The sequence below is a fragment of the Paracidovorax konjaci genome, assembly GCF_900112675.1.
In the GTDB taxonomy this organism is placed as follows: Bacteria; Pseudomonadota; Gammaproteobacteria; order Burkholderiales; family Burkholderiaceae_C; genus Paracidovorax; species Paracidovorax konjaci.
Genome location: NZ_FOMQ01000003.1, coordinates 151,315 through 173,030, shown reverse-complemented (window position 1 = coordinate 173,030; position 21,716 = coordinate 151,315). Strand labels below are relative to the sequence as shown.

At 58.1% G+C, this 21,716-nt stretch carries 19 protein-coding genes and 1 tRNA gene; 17 read left to right on the top strand and 3 right to left on the bottom strand.

The genetic code is table 11. The features are described from left to right. Positions 1-68 precede the first annotated feature (68 nt). From infC to BM144_RS05240, 12 genes are all read left to right on the top strand, one after another. Positions 69-665 carry a translation initiation factor IF-3 gene (gene infC / locus BM144_RS05295; RefSeq protein ID WP_092950483.1) on the top strand — a complete coding sequence of 199 codons (597 nt, stop codon included), beginning with the start codon at positions 69-71 and terminating at the stop codon, positions 663-665. 174 nt (positions 666-839) lie between these two features. Further along, positions 840-1,043, top strand: a complete 204-nt coding sequence (gene rpmI / locus BM144_RS05290; RefSeq protein ID WP_011795946.1) for a 50S ribosomal protein L35 — start codon at positions 840-842, stop codon at positions 1,041-1,043. Positions 1,044-1,066: 23 nt separating this feature from the next. Continuing rightward, positions 1,067-1,429 (top strand): 50S ribosomal protein L20, encoded by a 363-nt coding sequence (rplT, locus tag BM144_RS05285; RefSeq protein ID WP_092950259.1) that lies wholly within the window; start codon positions 1,067-1,069, stop codon positions 1,427-1,429. 110 nt (positions 1,430-1,539) lie between these two features. Beyond that, entirely contained in the window at positions 1,540-2,592 is a 1,053-nt protein-coding gene (gene pheS, locus BM144_RS05280; RefSeq protein ID WP_092950258.1) for a phenylalanine--tRNA ligase subunit alpha, read from the top strand. A 67-nt stretch (positions 2,593-2,659) separates the two neighbouring features. Next, positions 2,660-5,101, top strand: a complete 2,442-nt coding sequence (gene pheT, locus BM144_RS05275) for a phenylalanine--tRNA ligase subunit beta (protein ID WP_092950257.1) — start codon at positions 2,660-2,662, stop codon at positions 5,099-5,101. After that, a complete protein-coding gene (locus BM144_RS05270; protein ID WP_245783546.1) occupies positions 5,101-5,472 on the top strand; it encodes an integration host factor subunit alpha in 372 nt (123 codons plus the stop codon). The genes pheT and BM144_RS05270 overlap by 1 nt, the downstream gene beginning before the upstream one ends. A gap of 91 nt (positions 5,473-5,563) precedes the next feature. Continuing rightward, positions 5,564-5,950 carry a MerR family transcriptional regulator gene (locus BM144_RS05265; protein WP_092950256.1) on the top strand — a complete coding sequence of 129 codons (387 nt, stop codon included), beginning with the start codon at positions 5,564-5,566 and terminating at the stop codon, positions 5,948-5,950. Between the two features lie 27 nt (positions 5,951-5,977). Next, a tRNA-Pro gene (locus BM144_RS05260) sits at positions 5,978-6,054 on the top strand. Positions 6,055-6,287: 233 nt separating this feature from the next. Continuing rightward, the gene (carA, locus tag BM144_RS05255) at positions 6,288-7,451 is read left to right on the top strand and encodes a glutamine-hydrolyzing carbamoyl-phosphate synthase small subunit (protein ID WP_092950255.1); all 1,164 of its coding nucleotides are present in this window, start codon (positions 6,288-6,290) and stop codon (positions 7,449-7,451) included. Continuing rightward, positions 7,451-10,711, top strand: a complete 3,261-nt coding sequence (gene carB, locus BM144_RS05250; RefSeq protein ID WP_092950254.1) for a carbamoyl-phosphate synthase large subunit — start codon at positions 7,451-7,453, stop codon at positions 10,709-10,711. Before carA ends, carB begins: the two co-directional genes overlap by 1 nt. 215 nt (positions 10,712-10,926) lie before the next feature. Then, positions 10,927-11,403, top strand: a complete 477-nt coding sequence (gene greA, locus BM144_RS05245; protein ID WP_092950253.1) for a transcription elongation factor GreA — start codon at positions 10,927-10,929, stop codon at positions 11,401-11,403. 25 nt (positions 11,404-11,428) lie between these two features. Beyond that, positions 11,429-11,836, top strand: coding sequence for a DUF4149 domain-containing protein (locus BM144_RS05240; protein ID WP_092950252.1), 408 nt, complete (start codon positions 11,429-11,431; stop codon positions 11,834-11,836). A gap of 37 nt (positions 11,837-11,873) precedes the next feature. Here BM144_RS05240 and BM144_RS05235 read toward each other — a convergent pair whose 3' ends face one another. Further along, positions 11,874-12,623 carry a glycosyltransferase gene (locus BM144_RS05235; RefSeq protein WP_092950251.1) on the bottom strand — a complete coding sequence of 250 codons (750 nt, stop codon included), beginning with the start codon at positions 12,621-12,623 and terminating at the stop codon, positions 11,874-11,876. Between the two features lie 2 nt (positions 12,624-12,625). Further along, on the bottom strand, positions 12,626-13,099 hold the full coding sequence (locus tag BM144_RS05230; RefSeq protein WP_092950250.1) for a YhbY family RNA-binding protein: 474 nt from the start codon (positions 13,097-13,099) through the stop codon (positions 12,626-12,628). 20 nt (positions 13,100-13,119) lie between these two features. Here BM144_RS05230 and BM144_RS05225 point away from each other — a divergent pair, with 20 nt between their 5' ends. The 4 genes from BM144_RS05225 (at position 13,120) to glmM (ending at position 18,300) form a co-directional block, all read left to right on the top strand. Then, entirely contained in the window at positions 13,120-13,776 is a 657-nt protein-coding gene (locus BM144_RS05225; protein WP_092950249.1) for an RlmE family RNA methyltransferase, read from the top strand. Between the two features lie 199 nt (positions 13,777-13,975). Continuing rightward, positions 13,976-15,898 carry an ATP-dependent zinc metalloprotease FtsH gene (ftsH, locus tag BM144_RS05220; protein ID WP_092950248.1) on the top strand — a complete coding sequence of 641 codons (1,923 nt, stop codon included), beginning with the start codon at positions 13,976-13,978 and terminating at the stop codon, positions 15,896-15,898. Positions 15,899-16,081: 183 nt separating this feature from the next. Continuing rightward, positions 16,082-16,918 carry a dihydropteroate synthase gene (gene folP / locus BM144_RS05215; RefSeq protein ID WP_092950247.1) on the top strand — a complete coding sequence of 279 codons (837 nt, stop codon included), beginning with the start codon at positions 16,082-16,084 and terminating at the stop codon, positions 16,916-16,918. A 47-nt stretch (positions 16,919-16,965) separates the two neighbouring features. Further along, positions 16,966-18,300 (top strand): phosphoglucosamine mutase, encoded by a 1,335-nt coding sequence (gene glmM / locus BM144_RS05210; RefSeq protein WP_092950246.1) that lies wholly within the window; start codon positions 16,966-16,968, stop codon positions 18,298-18,300. A gap of 24 nt (positions 18,301-18,324) precedes the next feature. Here glmM and BM144_RS05205 read toward each other — a convergent pair whose 3' ends face one another. Continuing rightward, positions 18,325-20,571, bottom strand: coding sequence for a sensor domain-containing protein (locus BM144_RS05205; protein ID WP_092950245.1), 2,247 nt, complete (start codon positions 20,569-20,571; stop codon positions 18,325-18,327). Between the two features lie 259 nt (positions 20,572-20,830). Here BM144_RS05205 and BM144_RS05200 point away from each other — a divergent pair, with 259 nt between their 5' ends. After that, positions 20,831-21,679 carry a GNAT family N-acetyltransferase gene (locus BM144_RS05200; protein ID WP_092950481.1) on the top strand — a complete coding sequence of 283 codons (849 nt, stop codon included), beginning with the start codon at positions 20,831-20,833 and terminating at the stop codon, positions 21,677-21,679. Positions 21,680-21,716: the final 37 nt, after the last annotated feature.

Below are 21,716 nucleotides of genomic sequence, written 5' to 3'. Positions count from 1 at the left end.
GTTCTACACGTTGAACTGCCACTGCGCTGCACGGATTGGCTACTGCCGTAGCTTTTGGATTGAAGGAAATAGTCATCGCTACTGAATTTCGTGATCGTCGCCAGCGTGAAGAGCGTAAGCATCGCCTGAATCGTGAAATCATGGCCCCAGAGGTGCGCCTCTCCGGGCCTGAAAATGAGCCGATCGGTGTGGTCAGCCTCATGGAAGCCCTGCGCATGGCGGGCGAGTTGGACGTGGACTTGGTGGAGATTGCTGCTACGGCCAACCCTCCCGTGTGCCGCCTTGTGGACTATGGAAAGTTCAAGTACCAAGAGCAGAAGCGCGCGGCCGAGGCCAAGGCCAAACAAACGGTCATCGAGATCAAGGAAGTCAAATTCCGTCCAGGAACGGACGATGGTGACTACAACATCAAGATGCGGAACATCCGCCGTTTCCTGGCAGAAGGTGACAAGTGCAAAATCACCCTGCGTTTCCGCGGGCGTGAAATTACCCATCAGGAACTCGGTCTTGCCCTGCTCAATCGCATCCGAGACGATTTGGGTGACTCTATCTTGATCGAGCAGTTTCCAAAGCTTGAAGGTCGGCAAATGATCATGATGATCGCCCCTGGTCGAAAAAAGCCTGGGGTCAAGGCTGTGGCAGAAGGTACTGCACCTTCCGCTTGAAAACGCCGCATCGTCAAAAGATGTTTTTCGAGGTGCAGATATAAATGCACCTCGAAGCATGGCAGGAGTTCATCTTGCCGCAGCACTTTGAAAGTGCTGCTAAAAGTGGCTCGGGGCTAACAAGTTTGCAATGGTTCGCAAACGCCTCACGAGCACAATAAAAGGAGCATTCACATGCCCAAAATGAAGACCAAAAGCAGCGCTAAAAAGCGTTTCCGTGTTCGTCCTGGTGGCACCGTCAAACGTGGTCAGGCCTTCAAGCGCCACATCTTGACAAAGAAGACTACCAAGAACAAGCGCCATCTGCGTGGCGCAGTCTCCGTGCATGAGACCAACATGGGTCACATGGCACAGATGCTGCCCTTTGCTGGCCTTTAATCAGACGAACAAGGAGTACACACATGCCTCGCGTCAAACGTGGTGTAACGGCCCGTGCCCGTCACAAGAAAGTTCTGGCCCTCTCTAAGGGGTTCCGTGGTCGCCGCGGTAATGTCTTCCGCATAGCCAAGCAGGCGGTGATGAAGGCGGGCCAATACGCTTATCGTGACCGTCGTACGAAAAAGCGGGTTTTCCGTCAATTGTGGATTGCCCGTATCAATGCGGCATCTCGTGAGTTGGGGCTGACCTACAGTCAATTCACGAACGGTCTGAAGAAGGCTGCTATCGAAATCGACCGCAAGATGCTGGCCGATCTCGCGGTGCACGACAAGGCTGCTTTCGGCAGCATCGTGGAGCAGGTCAAGGCCAAGCTGGCAACCGCTTGATTCAGTGATCGGTAGCTACTACTCCGGTGGTTGCCTCCGTGACGACAGCAAGGGCTAGGCTTGAAAAAGCGCTAGCCCTTGTTTCTTTCTCAAGACGACAAAGAGTTGGTATGAACGAATTGGATTCCCTGGCGGATGATGCTCGCCGTATGTTTGCGGACGCGACCACGCCTGCCGACCTCGAAAATGCCAAAGCCCAATTTCTTGGCAAAACTGGGCGGGTTACGGAACTGCTGAAGGGGCTGGCTCAGTTATCCATTGAGGAGAAGAAGTCGCGTGGCGCTGCTGTAAACGTGGTGAAGCAGGCTATCGAACAGGCGCTTAACGCGCGTCGCCAAGATTTGGCGGATGCCGAGTTGCAAGCCCAATTGCAGGCAGAAGCTCTTGACGTCACTCTTCCTGGTCGGCGTAGAGGGCCGGGCGGACTGCACCCTGTATCACTAACTTTGGAGCGCATCGAAGGCATTTTTGGATCCATGGGTTTTGATGTCGCTGAAGGCCCGGAAATCGAATCTGACTGGTTCAACTTCACTGCTCTGAATACTCCGGAAGATCATCCTGCGCGTTCGATGCACGATACGTTTTATGTGGAAGGTGGCACAGCAGCGGCGCCGTTGCTGCTACGTACCCATACGAGCCCAATGCAAATTCGCCATGCAGTTCAGCATGTAAAGAAACATCGCTCGCTTTTGGATGCCGGACTATCTATGCCAGAAATTCGTGTGATTGCCCCGGGTCGCACTTATCGAGTCGACAGCGATGCCACGCACTCTCCGATGTTTCACCAGTGCGAAGGTCTTTGGATTGGGGAGAACGTCAGCTTCAAGGATCTGAAGTTCGTGTTCACGGCTTTTTGTCGCACCTTCTTCGAGAGCGAAGATTTGGTGTTGCGCTTCCGTCCTAGCTTCTTTCCGTTCACTGAGCCAAGTGCTGAAATCGACATTCAATTCCAAGATGGACCGCTGGCAGGTCGTTGGTTAGAAGTGGCAGGTTCAGGTCAGGTTCACCCGAATGTCGTACGCAACATGGGGCTTGATCCGGAGAAATATATTGGATTTGCTTTTGGCATGGGACCCGATCGATTGACTATGCTTCGTTATGGCGTTAGCGATTTACGGCTGTTTTTTGACGGCGATATCCGATTTCTTTCGCAATTTCAATAAAACAGAATTCTTTGGCTCATTCGCTGCCGGGCATGGCGGTGACGCCGACCGCCTTCACTAATAAATTATGCAATTTCCTGAATCCTGGCTGCGCGAGTTCTGTAATCCACCTTTGTCCACTGTAGAGTTGGCTGAAACCCTCACAATGGCGGGCTTGGAAGTTGAGGAGCTTTCATCCGTAGCACCCCCTTTCCAGGGTGTTGTTGTGGGTGAAATCAAAGAAGCAATACAGCATCCTAATGCGGACCGTTTGCGTGTATGTCAAGTCGATGTTGGAGAGGCGGAATTTCTCAATATCGTGTGTGGGGCACCTAATGCACGCGTTGGCATCAAAGTGCCGTGCGCCATCGTTGGCGCTCAACTACCGCCAGGAGAGGACGGCAAACCTTTCGTAATAAAGATTGGCAAGTTGCGGGGGGTGGAGAGTCAGGGCATGTTGTGCTCAGCCCGTGAACTGAAGCTGGCGGAGGACCATGAGGGTCTTCTCGAGCTTTCTTCTGATGCACCGGTGGGCAAAAGTATCCGTGAATATCTAGCCCTGGACGATACGCTCTTCACGCTCAAACTTACCCCGAACTTGGCTCACGCGCTGAGTGTTTATGGAATCGCTCGCGAAGTTTCCGCACTGACAGGAACACCGTTACGCGAACCAGCTTTCTCTGCCGTCCCGGTGGGCATTTCCGATGTTCTACCGGTGAAAATCAGCGCGCCGGATCTCTGCGGCCGATTTTCAGGGCGTATTGTTCGCCAAATAAACGTAAAGGCGGCTACTCCACGTTGGATGCTCGATCGGCTTGCCCGGTGCGGTCAACGCGGAGTTTCTCCGCTCGTGGATATATCCAATTATGTGATGTTCGAATTGGGTCGGCCATCTCATATCTTCGATTTGGAAAAGATCCACGGTTCTTTGGATGTCCGCTGGGGTCGCAAAGGTGAATCGCTCAAACTGCTCAATGGATCGACGGTCGAGTTGGATGAGCGTGTCGGGGTAATCGCGGATGAGCTTCAGGTCGAGTCGCTCGCCGGCATTATGGGGGGCGATGCAACGGCCGTGTCGGACGCTACCCGTGATGTGTACATCGAAGCTGCTTTTTGGTGGCCGAAAGCGGTAGCCGGAAGGTCCCGGCGTTTCAATTTCTCGACCGATGCTGGGCATCGATTTGAGCGCGGAGTAGATCCTCAAGCCACGGTGGAGCACATTGAGCGCATTACGCAGTTGGTGCTGCAGATTTGCGGCACTGAAGCGACGGTGTGCGGCCCTATCAGTGATGTTCAAGTGAATATGCCAGTGCGACAGCCGGTAACCCTTCGGATATCGCGAGCATCCAAGGTCATCGGCATGCCGCTCACTCGGACGCAATGTGCAGAAGCATTGCACAAACTGGGCTTACCGTTGCAAGAGGGCGAAGACATCATTACGGTGATACCTCCCTCATATCGATTCGATATTGCGATCGAAGAAGACCTGATAGAGGAAGTGATTCGCGTAATAGGCTACAGCCAATTGCCAGAAACCCCACCACTGGGTCCAATCACACCAAAGCTTCATGCGGAGGACCGACGCAGCACCTTTGCCGTGCGCAGAGAGCTCGCGGCATTGGGTTATCAGGAGACGATCAATTACAGCTTTGTCGAGGAGCGCTGGGAGCGCGATTTAGGGGCAAATCTGGAACCCATCCGCCTTCTGAATCCTATTGCCAGCCAGATGAGCGTGATGCGCTCTTCATTGCTGGGTTCGCTGTTGCATGTGCTGAAGTTCAACCTTGATCGCAAGGCTTCCCGCGTTCGATTGTTCGAATTGGGAAGAGTTTTCTTGCGTGATGCCAGTGTTTCCGACTCTGACACCAGCGTGGGTGGATTCCATCAGCCAATGCACATTGCAGGACTTGCATACGGAGACCTGGACTCGTTGCAGTGGGGGCGCAAGGATGACAGGGTGGATTTCTTCGATGTGAAGGGTGATGTGGAGGCATTGCTTGCACCACTGGGTGCCGAATTCGAACCTGCCACGCATCCGGCTATGCATCCGGGGCGCTGTGCTCGGGTGATGCTTTCTGGTGGAAGCATTGGATTCGTCGGGGAGTTGCATCCGAAATGGCGCCAACAATGGGAATTGCCGCATGCACCAATACTGTTCGAACTGGAGCTTGATGCCGTGCTGGGGCGCAAAGTGCCTCATTTCACTCCTGTCGATAAGCAGCAAACTGTGGATCGCGACATAGCTATCGTCGTTTCCGAACAGATTAATCACGCTGATGTGATGCGGGTAGTTGAAGAAACGATGCAAACTGGACCGCTGCGATCTACGGTGCTTTTTGATGTATTCCGGGCAAAACGTGGCAAGGATGGTGAAGTCGTGACAGCAGGCCTGGCTCCGCAAGAAAAGAGCTTTGCTCTGCGGCTGACATTGGGAGGCGGCGCTGCCGCGCTGACAGAGATGGAAATTGATGAATGTGTGCAGACTGTCCTTCAGCAACTGGCCCATCGATTGGGAGCGAGACTGCGCTGATGATGCCAATCAATGATAGGAAGGCGGATTTGATGCAGTTGGCGGTAGAAAGTCTTGAGACGCCTGCTTTGACCAAGGCGCAACTCTCCGAATTGCTGTTCGATCAGATCGGGCTTAACAAGCGAGAGTCCAAGGACATGATCGATGCATTTTTCGACTTGATTGCTCAGCGGCTGGTAGATGGCCAGGATGTGAAAATTTCTGGCTTTGGAAATTTCCAAATACGCACCAAGGCACCTCGACCTGGGCGAAATCCTCGCACCGGGGAAGCCATTCCTATCCACGCACGACGTGTTGTCACATTCCACGCGAGTGTCAAATTGAAAGAGCAGATCCAGAGCGGCAGCGTAGTGCCTCATCTCGACACGTAAATGCCACTAGCTTGCTGCAGCACCTGTTTTGCTAGCGCGTTCTGAAGCCCTGAAGTACGCTTCGCGCGTCAATCTTTCCTCGAGCGCTTCCATGGGCACGTCGCTACCTTCCATCCCCGCGAAGAGATATTTCACGATCGGTGAGGTTGCTGAGCTGTGTGGCGTCAAGTCCCACGTGCTGAGGTACTGGGAGCAGGAATTTACCCAGCTGCGGCCGATGAAGCGCCGGGGAAACCGTCGGTACTATCAGCATCATGAAGTGTTGATGATCCGGCGGATCAGAGAGCTACTGTATGAGCAGGGTTTTACGATCAGTGGCGCAAGGAATCGGTTGCAAGAACCCGAAGGGCTGGAAGGTACAGGCCAAGAAGTGAGGGCCGTGCCGGAGGGGGTAGTCAAGGTCATTGACGACGTCGCTGGGCGACGCGGCTTGCGCAGAGATTTATTAGAAATTCGTGCGCTTCTGGCTGAATGGTGATTTTTCGATATACAATCTAAGTCTTGTCGGCGTGTAGCGCAGCCTGGTAGCGCACTTGCATGGGGTGCAAGGGGTCGCGAGTTCGAATCCCGCCACGCCGACCATTATTGAAAGGCCGCAGCCAAAAGCTGCGGCCTTTGTTTTTTGCCGCACGCCTGCTGTGCTGGATGCTCCGTTGAGAGGCTTTTCGGGCTGCCGCAATGTGCGGCTAAGGGTACAATTGGAGGCTTTCCCGCAAAAACGTCGCCCGGCCGCAACCAAAGCAATCCTTCCATAAGCAGCAGCTCTCAGGTTTTCTCGAGGGCTCCGGGCGACCCGTAACCATTCGGAGAACCCAGTGCTTTTGTCTCTCAAGGGAACTTTCCCGCCCGCCATCTTGGCGCTCGCAGACGGCACGGTCTTTATTGGTCACTCGATCGGTGCCGCCGGCACCACGGTAGGTGAAGTGGTGTTCAACACCGCTCTCACTGGCTACCAGGAAATCCTCACAGACCCCAGCTATTGCCAGCAGATCGTTACTCTGACGTATCCGCATATCGGTAACTATGGTGTCAATACCGAGGATGTCGAGGCCGACAAGATCCATGCCGCAGGTCTCATCATCAAGGACTTGCCTCTACTCGCCAGTAATTTCCGGAGCACTGAGACGCTGTCGCAGTATCTGGTGCGTGAGAAAACGGTGGCCATTGCTGACATCGATACCCGCAAGCTGACACGCTTGTTGCGTGATCGGGGAGCACAAAATGGCGCGATCCTGGGGCTCGGTGCTGACGAACAGGTGACGCAGTCACGCATTGATGAAGCCCTGGCTGCAGCAAAACGCGCTCCCAGCATGAAGGGTCTTGATCTCGCCAAGGTCGTGAGTACCCCAGTGCAGTACGCCTGGGATCAGACCGAATGGAAACTTGGAGCCGGCTATGGCCGCCAATCAGCTCCGCGCTTCCATGTCGTAGCGTACGACTACGGGGTGAAAAAGAACATTTTGCGAATGTTGGCTGAGCGTGGATGCAAGCTTACTGTGGTACCTGCGACGACCTCGGCAGCAGAAGTTCTCGCGATGGATCCCGACGGTGTGTTCCTGTCCAACGGACCGGGTGATCCCGCGCCTTGTGATTACGCCATTGAAGCCACGCGCCATATCATCGAGGCCGGCATTCCGCTGTTCGGCATTTGCCTGGGTCACCAGATCATGGCCCTGGCCTGCGGTGCGAAAACTTTCAAGATGAATAACAGCCACCATGGTGCCAATCATCCGGTCAAAGACCTCGATGATGGACGGGTGAGCATCACCAGCCAAAACCATGGTTTTGCGGTTGAAGCGGATTCTCTGCCTAAGCACTTGCGCGCAACCCACATCAGCCTTTTTGATGGCACGCTGCAAGGGCTGGCACACACCGAGAAGCCAGCATTCTGCTTCCAGGGGCATCCTGAGGCATCGCCCGGACCCCACGATATCGCATACCTGTTTGATCGCTTCACCGCGCTGATGGAGAAGAACTAATGCCTAAGCGCACAGATCTCAAATCGATCCTCATCATCGGAGCCGGACCGATCATCATCGGTCAGGCCTGTGAATTCGACTATTCCGGCGTACAGGCCTGCAAGGCCTTGCGCGAAGAGGGATACAAGGTCATTTTGATCAACAGCAATCCTGCAACGATCATGACTGACCCGGCAACCGCCGACGTTACCTACATCGAGCCGATCACATGGCAGATGGTTGAAAAGATCATCGCAAAAGAGCGACCGGATGCCATCCTTCCGACCATGGGGGGACAGACCGCATTGAATTGCGCACTCGATCTTTGGCGCAACGGTGTGTTGCACAAGTACAAAGTCGAGCTGATCGGTGCAACGCCCGAGGCTATCGACAAGGCGGAGGATCGACTCAAGTTCAAGGACGCGATGACCCGTATTGGGCTGGGTTCGGCGCGTTCGGGCATTGCCCATTCCATGGACGAGGCGTGGGGCGTTCAAAAGAGCGTTGGTTTTCCTACCGTCATCCGCCCCAGCTTCACACTGGGTGGCACGGGCGGCGGAATTGCGTACAACCCGGAGGAGTTCGAGACCATCTGCAAACGTGGTCTCGAAGCTTCTCCTACCAACGAACTGCTCATTGAGGAATCTTTGCTCGGCTGGAAAGAGTATGAGATGGAGGTTGTCCGGGATAAAAAGGACAATTGCATCATCGTCTGTTCCATCGAAAACCTGGATCCGATGGGCGTGCACACTGGCGACTCGATCACCGTTGCACCAGCGCAAACGCTCACGGACAAGGAATATCAGATCATGCGCAACGCCAGTTTGGCCGTGCTGCGCGAGATCGGGGTGGATACCGGTGGCTCCAACGTGCAGTTCTCCGTGAATCCAAAAGACGGCCGAATGATCGTCATCGAAATGAACCCGCGCGTGTCTCGCTCTTCGGCGCTGGCATCCAAGGCAACTGGTTTCCCAATTGCCAAGGTGGCAGCCAAGCTCGCGGTTGGCTACACGTTGGATGAATTGCGAAACGACATTACGGGGGGGGCAACTCCTGCGTCTTTTGAGCCTTCCATCGATTACGTGGTCACCAAGATTCCACGTTTCGCCTTCGAAAAATTCCCCGCTGCTGACAGCCGCCTGACCACGCAAATGAAGTCCGTGGGTGAGGTGATGGCCATGGGGCGCACATTCCAGGAGTCTTTCCAGAAAGCGCTGCGGGGTCTGGAGGTGGGCGTCGATGGAATGAATGAGAAGACCCAGGACCGGGAATTGCTCGAAAAGGAACTCGGCGAACCCGGGCCTGAGCGCATCTGGTATGTGGGTGATGCCTTCGCCATGGGGCTTTCGGTAGACGAAGTTCATGACCTCACCAAGATCGACAGATGGTTCTTGGTGCAGATCGAGGAAATCGTGAAGATTGAGTTGGAGCTCGATAAGCTCTACGCCGACAAGGGCCAGGGCGCGCTCGCTGCGCTGGATGCCGCCACATTGCGCGCGCTCAAGAAAAAGGGCTTCTCTGACCGGCGGTTGGCCAAGCTGCTCAAGACGAACGAAAAGGCCGTGCGGGAGGCCCGTCGTGCTTTGAACGTGCGCCCTGTGTACAAGCGTGTGGATACCTGCGCCGCGGAGTTCCCCACAAATACCGCGTACATGTACTCGACCTATGAGGAAGAGTGCGAGGCAGAGCCTTCCTCGAAAAAGAAGATCATGGTCTTGGGGGGGGGCCCTAACCGTATCGGGCAAGGGATCGAATTCGACTACTGCTGCGTACACGCGGCGCTGGCAATGCGCGAGGATGGCTATGAGACCATCATGGTCAACTGCAATCCTGAAACGGTGTCTACCGACTACGACACATCGGATCGTCTGTACTTTGAGCCGCTCACGCTGGAAGACGTGCTGGAGATCGTCGACAAGGAAAAGCCGACAGGTGTCATCGTGCAATACGGCGGGCAGACACCGCTCAAACTGGCGTTGGGCTTGGAGGCCGAGGGTGTGCCGATCATCGGTACGAGCCCTGACATGATCGATGCTGCCGAGGACCGGGAACGTTTCCAAAAGCTGCTGGGCACTTTGGGGCTTCGTCAACCGCCCAATGCCACGGCACGCACCGAGACGGACGCGCTGGAAAAAGCGGGTGCGCTGGGCTACCCGTTGGTCGTCCGACCCAGCTACGTGCTGGGCGGCCGTGCAATGGAAATCGTGCACGAGCAGCGTGATCTGGAGCGTTACATGCGTGAGGCCGTCAAGGTCAGCAACGACTCGCCGGTGCTGCTCGACCGTTTTCTGAGCGATGCCATCGAGTGCGATGTGGACTGCCTGCGTGATCCCGAAGGCGAGGTTTTCATCGGCGGGGTGATGGAGCACATCGAACAAGCCGGGGTCCATTCGGGTGATTCTGCTTGCTCCTTGCCGCCTTACTATCTGTCCAAGGTGACGGTAGACGAGATCAAGCGCCAAACCGCTGCCATGGCTGAAGGACTGAGCGTAGTGGGCTTGATGAACGTGCAGTTCGCGATCCAGGAAGTCGAAGAAAACGGATCCAAGAAGGACGTCATCTACGTTCTTGAAGTGAATCCGCGAGCATCACGCACCGTGCCCTTCGTGTCCAAGGCGACGGGCATTCAACTGGCCAAAGTGGCTGCGCGCTGCATGGCCGGTCAGTCGCTGGCTTCCCAGGGAATCACCCATGAGGTGACTCCGCCCTATTTCAGCGTCAAGGAAGCCGTCTTCCCCTTCGTGAAATTCCCTGGCGTAGACACCATCCTCGGGCCGGAGATGAAGTCCACAGGAGAAGTCATGGGTGTAGGCAAAACCTTTGGCGAAGCTTTCGTCAAAAGCCAGCTTGGCGCCGGCACCAGGCTGCCAACCTCTGGCAAGGTGTTTCTCACGGTGAAGAATAGCGACAAGCCCCGTGCTGTCGCAATTGCTCGCGAGTTGGTCGCGAAAGGGTTTGAATTGGTAGCCACCAAGGGAACCGCTGCTGCAATCGCTGAAGCTGGCGTGCCGGTGCAGGTGGTCAACAAGGTGACGGAAGGACGTCCCCACATCGTCGACATGATCAAGAACGATGAGATCGTCATGGTGATAAATACGGTGGAAGAGCGCCGTAATGCGATCGCCGATTCGCGTGCCATTCGAACGAGTTCGTTGCTGGCCCGGGTGACAACCTTCACTACGATCTTCGGCGCAGAGGCTGCTGTAGAAGGAATGAAGCACTTGCAGAACTTGGATGTCTATTCGGTGCAGGAACTGCATGCGCAACTGGCTTCTGTGTGATGCGCATCTTCTTGCAGCAGTTTGACCGTCTACCCCTTGAAGGCAGTGATGGACGACTCTGAAAAAACGGCATAATTTGGCGTTGACATGAACGAAACCGCCGCGCGGCAACGCGCGGCGGTTTGCTTTTGGGGCGCTTGCAGGGACTTTCTGAGGAACTCGGCGCTGTAGGCCGTGCATATGCACGGTATGAGTTGAACGTGGAGACTGATTCGATGGCCACCATTCCCATTACCAAACGCGGGGCGGAGAAGCTCAAGGAGGAACTGCACCGCCTCAAGACCGTTGAGCGTCCTTCTGTCATCAATGCCATCGCCGAAGCACGGGCGCAGGGCGACCTGAGTGAAAACGCCGAATACGAGGCTGCCAAAGACCGCCAGGGATTCATAGAAGGACGGATCCAGGAAGTCGAGGGCAAACTCTCTGCGGCGCAGGTCATCGATCCCTCGCAGCTGGATGCGGATGGCAAGGTGGTTTTTGGGGCCACGGTGGATGTGGAAGACGAGGATTCCGGCGATCTCGTGACCTATCAGATCGTGGGCGAAGACGAGGCGGATCTCAAGCTGGGGCTGATCAATGTGTCCAGCCCGATTGCCCGCGCGCTCATCGGAAAAGAAGAGGGCGATACTGCCGAGGTGCAGGCGCCCGGTGGGCTGCGGCGCTATGAAGTGGTGGGAGTGCGTTACTTGTGACTGAGCAAGCGTATTTGAGGCCGTGATGCGTTACCGTTTGGCGCTGTTGGCCGCAGCTCTGTGGTGGGGTAGCCTGACCGCGATCGGATTCATGGCTGTGCCAATGCTGTTTGCGCATCTGCAGACGCCCGTGATGGCTGGAAACATGGCTGCGCGCCTGTTCGAGGCGCAGACCTTCGTGTCTGCTGGATGCGCTCTGCTTCTGCTGGTGCTCTCTTCGAGAAAAGACCACGTAGAGGTCGCTTGGGCGAAGGCATCCATGCTCTACATCATCGGAGGCCTGCTGCTTGCCCTGCTGGTGCAGTACGGAGTGGCGCCGAGGATCGTAGCGCGCATGAATCTGCAGCTTTGGCACAGCGTCGGAACGGCCATGTACGCCTTGCAATGGATCTGTGCCTTGGTGGTTCTGCTGCGGGTTGCTCCCGCTCGATAGGACAGCTCCGCTGCTCCTGCCGAGCGGGGGAATCCATTCATTCCCGCCAGTGTTCTGCCACCCACAGCGTGGGCTCAATATGGCGAAATCGCCTGTTGCGCTTTCCCGCAAGGGCATCGGGAGGATTGCACTCTCCGTGAAAGATCACGATCCTGGCTTCTTGCGGAATCGACGGGCTCCGCCAATAGTTGCGAGGCCATGGTGGGATGCTGTGGTATTTGAAACTGGGGCACCACGGCTTGGGCCAGTAGCTTAGTTTTCCCTGCCCATGCAGGAAGTCCGACAAGTAAGCCTGCTCGTTTCGAAATTTCGAGCGTATGGCTTCGAAGTTGTCACGGAAATAAGCCAGCACATCCGGATGCCTGCCAATTTCGAACCGGTAAACCGATGAGTTGCCGGTGATTCTCCATGGCCTTTTGTAGTCATGGATGATGACGAACTCGCCTGGGTGCGTGAAAAATTCGTCGAGTCCACCGACTACGACAACATCTACGTCGAGGAACAGTGCGGGGCCCTGCAATCCATACAGGTCTCCGCTGAAAGTGGCCAGCTTCGTCCATCCCCGTTCCGGAATCCCCGGTGGCAAGTCGAGGGGCGGTATCGGAAAACACTCCACCTCTTCGCGGATACCCTGAGGATCATCCGTGAGGCAGATGAAGCGAAATGCCCCCTGCAAATGGCGTCGCACCATTGCGTAGAGCCGGTTCACATATTCGGGCCCGTATTTGCTTCCCCACTTCATGCAGATGACATGGCGCTGCGACGGAACTGAGACTCCGGCGCTCATGGTCAATCTGCTTGTCTTTTCTTGATGGACTTCTGCTTGGGCTTCGCCCGCTTGATCTGGCCGCTCGAAGTGAGCCGCTGGTTGCCCAGGACACGCAATTGCTTCACTTCAGGACGTTGCCCACCCCGTTTGCTGAACTTCAGCACTTTCACATCTCGAGGACCTGGCATCCGGTCCTCGTCAACCGTTTTCGCCTTGGGAGGTTGCGGCCGCCACAGAACGATCAGCTTGCCGATATGCTGAATGGGCGCTGCGTTCAATTGCTCGGAGAGCTGTTGGTAGATCTGCTCGCGTGCGGCGCGGTCATCGTTGAAGATGCGAACTTTGATGAGGCCGTGGGCCACCAGGGCGGCATCCACTTCTTTCTGAACGGCAGCGGTGAGGCCGTCTCCGCCGATCATTACCACGGGATCCAGGTGGTGGGCGCTGGCGCGGTATTCCCTGCGCTCTGCAGGAGTCAATTGAATTTGGGGCATGGCCGTATTATCGAGGCAGGATGAAAGTCAACACAAAAAGCAAGAAGGTGAACAAGGCATGGCTCCATGACCATGTGAACGACACCTACGTCAAGCTGGCGCAGAAAGAGGGCTATCGAGCTCGCGCTGCATACAAGCTCAAGGAAATAGACGATAGCCTCGGCCTCATCAAGCCTGGGCATGTGGTGGTGGATCTGGGGTCCGCACCCGGCGCCTGGAGCCAATACCTGAGACGGCGCATGGCGCCGGAGGGTGCTGCGGCAGGCAAGCTCAACGGCACGATCATCGCGCTGGACATTCTGCCGATGGAAGCCATCGACGGCGTCACTTTTCTGCAGGGAGACTTTCGCGAGGACGATGTGCTCGAGCGTCTGCAGCAGGCCGTACAGGGGCGACCGGTCGATGTGGTGGTTTCGGACATGGCGCCGAATCTGTCCGGGGTCGAGTCAGTGGACAGCGTAAGGATTGCGCACCTGATCGAACTCGCAGTGGACTTTGCCCAGGAGCATCTGAAACCCGAGGGGGCATTGGTGGTGAAGTTGTTTCACGGGAGTGGATACACCCAGTTGGTGCAGCTCTTCAAGGAATGCTTTCACACGGTGAAGCCTTTCAAGCCCAAGGCCTCGAGGGATAAATCCTCGGAGACATTCCTCGTCGGCATGGGGCTCAGAAAGTAAGAAAACCCATCCTCGGTCTGAATGCCCGTCCGTTTTTCGTGGCTCGGATACCCCGGCTATGGTGACCATAGGCGCGGTTGGGGTAAGTGACGGCCTTGCTCACCTTGAAAGGCCTAAAATGCGCCCTCAAATGCGCTGGGACATGCCATTCATGGGCCTGTGACCCTGCCGTTCTATCCCTCGATTCTGGAGCTCCGCTTTGAACAATCAATGGTTTTCGAAAATTGCCGTATGGCTGGTGATCGCCATGGTGCTGTTTACGGTGTTCAAGCAATTTGACACCCGCGCAGGCGCAGGCGCCGGCACCATCGGATATTCGGAGTTCCTGGAAGAAGTGCGCAGCAACCGGATCAAGAGCGCGACCATTCAGGAAGGGCAGGGCGGCACGGAAATCGTAGCCACCACCTCCGACGACCGCAAGCTCCGGACGACTGCCACCTACCTGGACCGAGGCCTGGTGGGAGACCTTATCAACAACAACGTCAAGTTCGATGTGAAGCCACGCGAGGAAGGCTCCCTGCTCATGACGTTGTTGGTCAGCTGGGGCCCGATGCTTCTGCTGATCGGTGTGTGGGTTTATTTCATGCGGCAGATGCAGGGCGGCGGCAAGGGTGGTGCGTTCAGCTTCGGCAAGAGCAAGGCGCGGATGCTCGATGAGAACAACAACACCGTCACCTTCGCCGACGTAGCGGGATGCGACGAGGCCAAGGAAGAAGTCAAGGAAGTGGTGGACTTCCTGAAGGACCCCCAGAAATTCCAGAAGCTCGGCGGACGCATTCCCCGCGGCCTTCTGCTGGTCGGCCCCCCGGGAACGGGCAAGACCCTTTTGGCCAAATCCATCGCGGGCGAAGCCAAGGTTCCTTTCTTCAGCATCTCCGGTTCGGACTTCGTTGAAATGTTCGTGGGCGTGGGTGCTGCCCGTGTTCGCGACATGTTCGAGAACGCCAAGAAAAACGCCCCCTGCATCATCTTCATCGATGAAATCGATGCCGTGGGCCGCCAGCGCGGAGCGGGATTGGGCGGGGGCAATGACGAGCGTGAACAGACCCTGAACCAGATGCTGGTCGAGATGGACGGTTTTGAAACCAACCTGGGTGTGATCGTGGTGGCGGCGACCAACCGGCCCGACATCCTTGACGCTGCTTTGCTGCGCCCCGGCCGTTTCGACCGGCAGGTCTATGTCACGCTGCCGGACATCCGTGGCCGCGAGCAGATCCTCAATGTGCACATGCGCAAGGTTCCGGTGGGGCAGGATGTGAATCCTGGCGTGATCGCCCGCGGCACGCCCGGCATGTCGGGCGCCGATCTGGCGAACCTCTGCAACGAAGCGGCCCTGATGGCTGCACGCCGCAATGCGCGAACGGTCGAGATGCAGGACTTCGAGAAGGCCAAGGACAAGATCATCATGGGCCCCGAGCGCAAGAGCATGGTGATGCCTGAAGAAGAGCGCCGCAACACTGCCTACCATGAAGCGGGACACGCGCTGATCGGCAAGTTGCTGCCCAAGTGCGACCCGGTGCACAAGGTCACCATCATTCCTCGTGGCCGTGCCCTGGGGGTGACCATGAGCCTGCCGGAAAAGGACCGCTACAGCTACGACCGGGAATACATGCTCAATCAGATCAGCATGCTGTTCGGTGGACGCATTGCTGAAGAAGTCTTCATGAATCAGATGACCACGGGCGCGAGCAACGACTTCGAGCGCGCGACATCGATCGCCCGCGATATGGTCACCCGCTACGGCATGACCGAGGCGTTGGGTCCCATGGTGTATGCCGAAAACGAAGGAGAGGTTTTCCTCGGGCGTTCGGTCACCAAGACCAACAACATGAGCGAGCAGACGATGGAGAAGGTCGATGGCGAGGTCCGTCGCATCATTGATGAGCAATATGCGCAGGCCCGTCAACTGATCGAAGACAACCAGGACAAGATGCACGCCATGGCGAACGCATTGCTGGAATGGGAAACCATCGACACCGAGCAGCTGGATGACATCATGGCCGGCAAGCCTCCACGCCCTCCCAAGGATTGGACTCCCCGCACCCCATCGTCTGGCGGGGACAACTCGGGCGGTGGAACGCCAGCCCCGGTGACCAGCGATCCTGCGCCGACCGCGGCATAAGTTGCAGAGCAGACTTGGCAGATCTGCAGTGGGCCTCTTCAGCCGGTGCTGGGGAGGCTTCCGCAAGAATCCACTCGAACGGGGCATTGGCCCCGTTTTCGCTTTTCAGCCGGTACATCAACCGGTATTACGCCAAGCCCATCCATCGCGGCAAGCCGCCGCCGCTGCAGAGGTTGAATTTCCATGTATTGGCAGACTTCAAGATTTCGAATCGATCTGACACGTCCTCGCGTCATGGGCATCCTGAACGCGACACCCGATTCGTTTTCCGATGGGGGGCGCCATGCTTCATCGAGCGCGGCGTTGCGCCATGGTGAGGAGCTTTTGCGGCAGGGTGCCCATATTCTGGACATCGGGGGTGAGTCCACCCGGCCCGGAAGCCCTGCGGTCTCTCTGGACGAGGAACTGGCGCGGGTTCTGCCGGTCGTGAGAGAGGCGGTGCGCTGGGGGGTGCCGATCTCGGTGGATACCTACAAGCCGGCAGTGATGGAGGCGGTGCTTGAACTGGGAGCCGATGTCATCAACGACATTTGGGCGCTTCGGCAACCAGGAGCGATCGATGCCGTGGTTCGCCATGGACAATGCGGGGTTTGCCTGATGCACATGCACCGCGATCCCCAGACCATGCAGATCACCCCCATGTGTGGAGACGTGGTGGGGCAGGTGCTATCATTTTTAGAGCAAACTTTGCAATGTTTACGGCGGCATGGAGTCGAAAAGTCCCGAATTGTGCTGGACAGTGGGATTGGATTCGGAAAGACCGTGGAACAGAATTTCGCGCTGCTGGCCCAGCAGCGTTTGCTGGCTGCGAATGGTTACCCCTGGCTGGCGGGTTGGTCGCGCAAGTCATCACTGGGCGCAGTGACGCAAGCCGCGGTGGATGAGCGGATGGTGCCCAGCGTGGCGGCAGCGTTGCTTTCGGTGGAGCGGGGGGCCCGGATCGTTCGCGTGCACGATGTGCGGGAAACCGTCGCTGCATTGCAGGTCTGGGAAGCGGCACAGGTACCATCGGCACCTTGATCGAAGGGCAACGCGGGCTCTTCGGACGGGCCAACAGGAGAACAACAATGGCAAGGAAATATTTCGGGACGGATGGCATTCGAGGGACCGTGGGGCAGGCGCCGATCACTCCCGACTTCGTGTTGCGGCTCGCGCACGCCGTTGGGCGGGTGCTGCGGCGCACCGAGGAGCGACCCACCGTATTGATTGGCAAGGACACGCGCATTTCAGGCTACATGCTGGAAAGCGCCCTGGAGTCGGGGTTCAACTCTGCAGGCGTCGATGTCGTGCTGCTGGGGCCTCTGCCCACGCCGGGCGTTGCCTACCTGACCCGCGCCCAGCGGGCCAGCCTGGGCGTGGTGATCAGCGCGAGCCACAATGCATACCCCGACAACGGGATCAAATTCTTCAGTGCGCAGGGCACCAAGCTGCCGGACGAATGGGAGTTGGCTGTCGAAGCCGCCCTGGATGAAGCGCCTGCCTGGGCCGACTCTGCGTCCCTGGGCAAAGCCCGGCGGCTGGAAGATGCGGCCGGGCGGTATATCGAATTCTGCAAAAGCACTTTTCCTCAGGACCTCACCCTCAAAGGCGTCAAGATCGTGGTGGATGCGGCCCACGGAGCGGCCTATCACATTGCACCCAAGGTCTTCCATGAGTTGGGCGCAGAAGTGCTGGCGATCGGGTGCTCTCCGGATGGACTCAATATCAACCACCAGGTCGGGGCGACCCATCCCGATGCCCTTGTCCGGGCCGTGCGTGCCAACAGGGCCGATTTCGGCGTGGCTCTCGACGGCGATGCCGACCGTCTGCAGATGGTGGACGCTGCCGGCAGGCTCTACAACGGAGACGAACTGCTGTACCTCATGGCCGCCGACCGGCTCTCGCGGGGCGAACAACTCCCTGGCGTGGTGGGCACGCTGATGACCAACATGGCGGTGGAGTTGGCACTCAAGGCCGATGGCGTGGAACTGGTGCGGGCCAAGGTCGGCGACCGCTATGTGCTCGAAGAACTGGCCCGCCGCCGTTGGCTCCTGGGCGGCGAAGGGTCCGGTCATCTGTTGGCGCTGGACCGGCATACGACGGGAGACGGACTGGTGAGTGCGCTGCAGATTCTGCAGGCATGCGTGCGCAGTGGACGCGGCCTCGCTAAGATGCTGGAGAAGCTCCGGCTTTTTCCCCAGGTCTTGGTCAACGTTCGATTGGCGCCGGGCCAGGACTGGAAGGCCAATCCGGTGCTCGACCAGACCTTGCGTTCCGTGGAATCCGAACTGGGTGGAGAAGGGCGTGTTCTGGTTCGTGCCAGCGGTACCGAGCCGCTGTTGCGTGTGATGGTGGAAACCAGCGATGCAGACCGGGCCAGCCATTTCGCGCAGCAACTGGCGGATGCCGCACGCGCGGGCTGAAAGCGGCCTGCGGGAGGCAGAACATCATCCGGGCTGGCGAGCGAGCCGGATCTCGCGGTTCAGGATCAGTGCGGTAATGTCTTTGGAAGGCAGGGGCCTGCTGAAATAGTAGCCCTGCGCCTCATCGCATCCTTGCTCCTGCAGGTATTCCAGTTGTTCAGCGGTTTCCACGCCTTCTGCGGTGGTGCGGATGCCGAGGGCCTGCGCCATGCGGATGATCGCGCTGACGATGGCCCGGTCGTTGCTGTCGGCCCCCAGATCGCGCACGAAAGACTGATCGATCTTCAGTTTGTAGATCTGGAACCTCTTCAGCTGGCTCAATGACGAGTAGCCGGTGCCGAAGTCGTCCATGGACATGCGGACGCCGCGGGCATGGAGTTGATCCATGGTGGCAATGGCCGATCGCGGATCGTCCACGGCCACACCTTCGGTCAATTCGAGTTCGAGCCGGTTGGGACGTAGCTGGGTGTCGTCGAGGATCCGGCTGACGAGTTCGGGCAGTTGAGGCTGCCGGAACTGCAGGGCCGACAGATTGACGGCCATGGAAAGCCAATCCAGGCCCATTCCATGCCACGCCTGCAATTGCGCCAGTGCCGTGCGCATGACCCATTCTCCGATCTGCAGTATCTGGCCGCTGTCTTCGGCGATGGGGATGAATTCTGCGGGAGAGATGGTGCCCAGCTCGGGATGCTCCCACCGCAGCAAGGCTTCCACGCTGCGCACCTCTCCGGTGGCGATGGTGATCTGGGGTTGGTAGTGCAGGTGGAGCTGGTTGCGCTCCAAAGCGCGGCGCAAAGCGTTTTCCAGCAACAGCGCGCGTGCAGACTGTGCCTGCATCTCCGGCGTGAAAAATCGATAGGTGTTGCGGCCGTCCAGCTTGGCGCGGTACATCGCCACGTCTGCCGACTGGGTCAGGGTATCGAAATCGGTCCCATCGCTCGGGAAGAGGGCAATGCCCATGGATGGCGCCATGGTGAGTTCATGGTGGCCGATCTGGTATGGATGGCGTGACGCTTCCTGGAGCTTTGTGGCGACGCGGGTGGCACCGTGTGCGTTGGCGCCGGGCAGGAGAAGAATGAATTCATCGCCTCCGAGGCGAGAGACCGTATCGCGGTCGCGCACGACGGCGCGCAGTCGTTTCGCAATCTCGACCAGCAAGGCATCTCCGACCCTGTGGCCGAGAGAGTCGTTGACATGCTTGAAGTGGTCGAGGTCGAGGAAAACGACGGCCAGCGGTGTATTGTTCTCCTGGGCTATGCGGATCGCGTGCTGGGCCCGTTCCGCCAGCAGAGTGCGGTTGGGGAGCCCGGTCAACGGGTCGTAATGGGCCAGCCAGTAGATCCGTTCCTGGTCGTGCTTGCGGTCATTGATCTCGCGGTGGAGGCTCTCGACGGTTTCGCTGAGCTGGCGGGTTCGCTCCTTGACCTGGTGCTCGAGTTCCGCGTGCATGCGGGCCAGTTCGGACTGCGCCTTCCTCTGCGCGCTCACGTCCATGGCGATGCAGACGGAGCCTTGCTCCGGATACATCGGGTCCAGTGCGCGGCGGCGGACTTCGCATACGACCGGCCGGCCATCCTTGGCACGCAGCACCATTTCGCCGGTGAATCCGGGAGACCTCTCCGGGTCCAGGCGGGAGCGCCGTTCGGCTTCCTCCCACTCGTCGTCATTGAAATGCCATTGCCGGGGGGACCCTTCGGCCAATTCACCCGGCAGGTAGCCCAGCATGTGCTCGAAATGCCGATTGCACCGCGTGAGCCGGCGGTTGCGAATGAAGGCGATGCCGACCATCGCGTGGTCGAACAGCGCCTGCTTTTCGCGGATCGCTGCGTGCAGGCGGACCTCGGCGTGCCGTTGTTCATCGATGTCGTCGATGATCCAGATGGACCCTTCGGACGTGTCGTCCGCATTGATGAGCCGGCCCGTCAGGCTCCCCCAGAACAGCCGGCCATTCTTCCTGCGCATCTGGCATTCGCAGCGATAGGCCAAGCCTTTGGAAAGGGTGGGGTAGGCGTTCCTGCCCAATTCGCGAAATGCCCCTGGGCTGGGGTAGAGGCTTTGGCTGCTTTGTCCGATGGCCTCCGAAGTGGATGCATATCCGAATATCTCGGCATATCGCGGATTGCAGCGAACCACCTGCCGCTGGCGGATGAAAACGATGCCTACGCCGGCACTGTCCAGCAGCGTCTGTTGCTCGCGAAGGAGTCGCTCCACAGCAGTCCCCGTGGGTGTTCCTGGCACTGGCGATTGCCGTACGTCGATCGTGGAGGGCATGTAGAAAGCTGGGCGGGCGTCTGCGGCCGGCGAGGGCAACAAAGTGTAGCAGCCGGCCGCTTCCCGGAGGGCAGGGCAATCCACGAGATGAAGGGGCGGCTCTGCAGCCCGACCTGCTTGCGCACCGGGCAGCCATCTGCAGGTGTCATGAACGCGCCATCGTGACGACATGGAGATGTCACCAGGGACTGCGACATTGCATCGGCGGCACCGGCGACGGCTGCCGGTCGATGACTCAACGGTCCAATGGGAGTACTTCGTGAGCGACCTTCCTGTTCCTACCATGCCCCTCTCTCCCGATGCGTTTTTTCGGGGGTCTCTTCATCGCCCCGGTGCGCTGGATATTGCGGTGGCGCCACCATGCAAGGGTTCGCCTCCTCGCATCGAAGTGTCCTGGGCACGCGAAGCCGCTGAAGTGCGGGAAGCCCAGCGACTGAGGTTCCTCGTTTTCGCCGGCGAGATGGGCGCGCGTTTGAGCACGGAAGTCGAGGGGCACGATGTAGATGCTTTCGATGACTATTGCGAGCATCTTCTGGTCCGCGATGCCGATACCGGTGCCGTCATCGGAACCTATCGCGTTCTGACACCTGCCCAGGCATTGCGCGCTGGCGGGCTGTACAGCGATACGGAGTTCGACCTCTCCCGGCTCGACCATCTGCGCGGCCGCATGGTTGAATTGGGGCGCAGTTGCGTGCACCCCGAGCATCGCCACGGCGGCGTCATCATGACCTTGTGGGGCGCGCTGGCTGACTTCATGGTCCGGAATCGGCTGGACACCATGATTGGCTGCGCGAGCATTCCCATGCTGCACAACGGCCTGATGGGCGGGGATGCTGCAGCCAGTATCTGGCGCCAATTGAAATCGACGCATCTCGCCGCCCCGGAATATGAAGTGAGCCCACGTCTGCCGTTGCCCGTGGACCAGTTGGATGGCTCCCTGGTGGTAGAGCCGCCTGCGCTGATCAAAGGCTATCTGCGCCTGGGAGCCCGGGTGCTGGGCGCTCCGGCCTGGGATCCGGATTTCAACACGGCCGATCTGCCCATGCTCATGCGTATCGAGGATCTTCCGCTCCGCTATCGAAAGCACTTTCTCGGGCAATCTGCCTAGAGCGCAAGAATGACAACCCGGCATTCTTGTGTGACAG

What these genes read in the sequence shown, in the direction of transcription:
- rpmI (WP_011795946.1), top strand. Translation starts at nt 840, where the DNA reads ATGCCCAAAATGAAGACCAAAAGCAGCGCTAAAAAGCGTTTCCGTGTT.
- rplT (WP_092950259.1), top strand. Translation starts at nt 1,067, where the DNA reads ATGCCTCGCGTCAAACGTGGTGTAACGGCCCGTGCCCGTCACAAGAAA.
- pheS (WP_092950258.1), top strand. Translation starts at nt 1,540, where the DNA reads ATGAACGAATTGGATTCCCTGGCGGATGATGCTCGCCGTATGTTTGCG.
- pheT (WP_092950257.1), top strand. Translation starts at nt 2,660, where the DNA reads ATGCAATTTCCTGAATCCTGGCTGCGCGAGTTCTGTAATCCACCTTTG.
- BM144_RS05270 (WP_245783546.1), top strand. Translation starts at nt 5,101, where the DNA reads ATGATGCCAATCAATGATAGGAAGGCGGATTTGATGCAGTTGGCGGTA.
- BM144_RS05265 (WP_092950256.1), top strand. Translation starts at nt 5,564, where the DNA reads ATGGGCACGTCGCTACCTTCCATCCCCGCGAAGAGATATTTCACGATC.
- carB (WP_092950254.1), top strand. Translation starts at nt 7,451, where the DNA reads ATGCCTAAGCGCACAGATCTCAAATCGATCCTCATCATCGGAGCCGGA.
- greA (WP_092950253.1), top strand. Translation starts at nt 10,927, where the DNA reads ATGGCCACCATTCCCATTACCAAACGCGGGGCGGAGAAGCTCAAGGAG.
- BM144_RS05240 (WP_092950252.1), top strand. Translation starts at nt 11,429, where the DNA reads ATGCGTTACCGTTTGGCGCTGTTGGCCGCAGCTCTGTGGTGGGGTAGC.
- BM144_RS05235 (WP_092950251.1), bottom strand. Translation starts at nt 12,623, where the DNA reads ATGAGCGCCGGAGTCTCAGTTCCGTCGCAGCGCCATGTCATCTGCATG.
- BM144_RS05230 (WP_092950250.1), bottom strand. Translation starts at nt 13,099, where the DNA reads ATGCCCCAAATTCAATTGACTCCTGCAGAGCGCAGGGAATACCGCGCC.
- BM144_RS05225 (WP_092950249.1), top strand. Translation starts at nt 13,120, where the DNA reads ATGAAAGTCAACACAAAAAGCAAGAAGGTGAACAAGGCATGGCTCCAT.
- folP (WP_092950247.1), top strand. Translation starts at nt 16,082, where the DNA reads ATGTATTGGCAGACTTCAAGATTTCGAATCGATCTGACACGTCCTCGC.
- glmM (WP_092950246.1), top strand. Translation starts at nt 16,966, where the DNA reads ATGGCAAGGAAATATTTCGGGACGGATGGCATTCGAGGGACCGTGGGG.
- BM144_RS05205 (WP_092950245.1), bottom strand. Translation starts at nt 20,571, where the DNA reads ATGCCCTCCACGATCGACGTACGGCAATCGCCAGTGCCAGGAACACCC.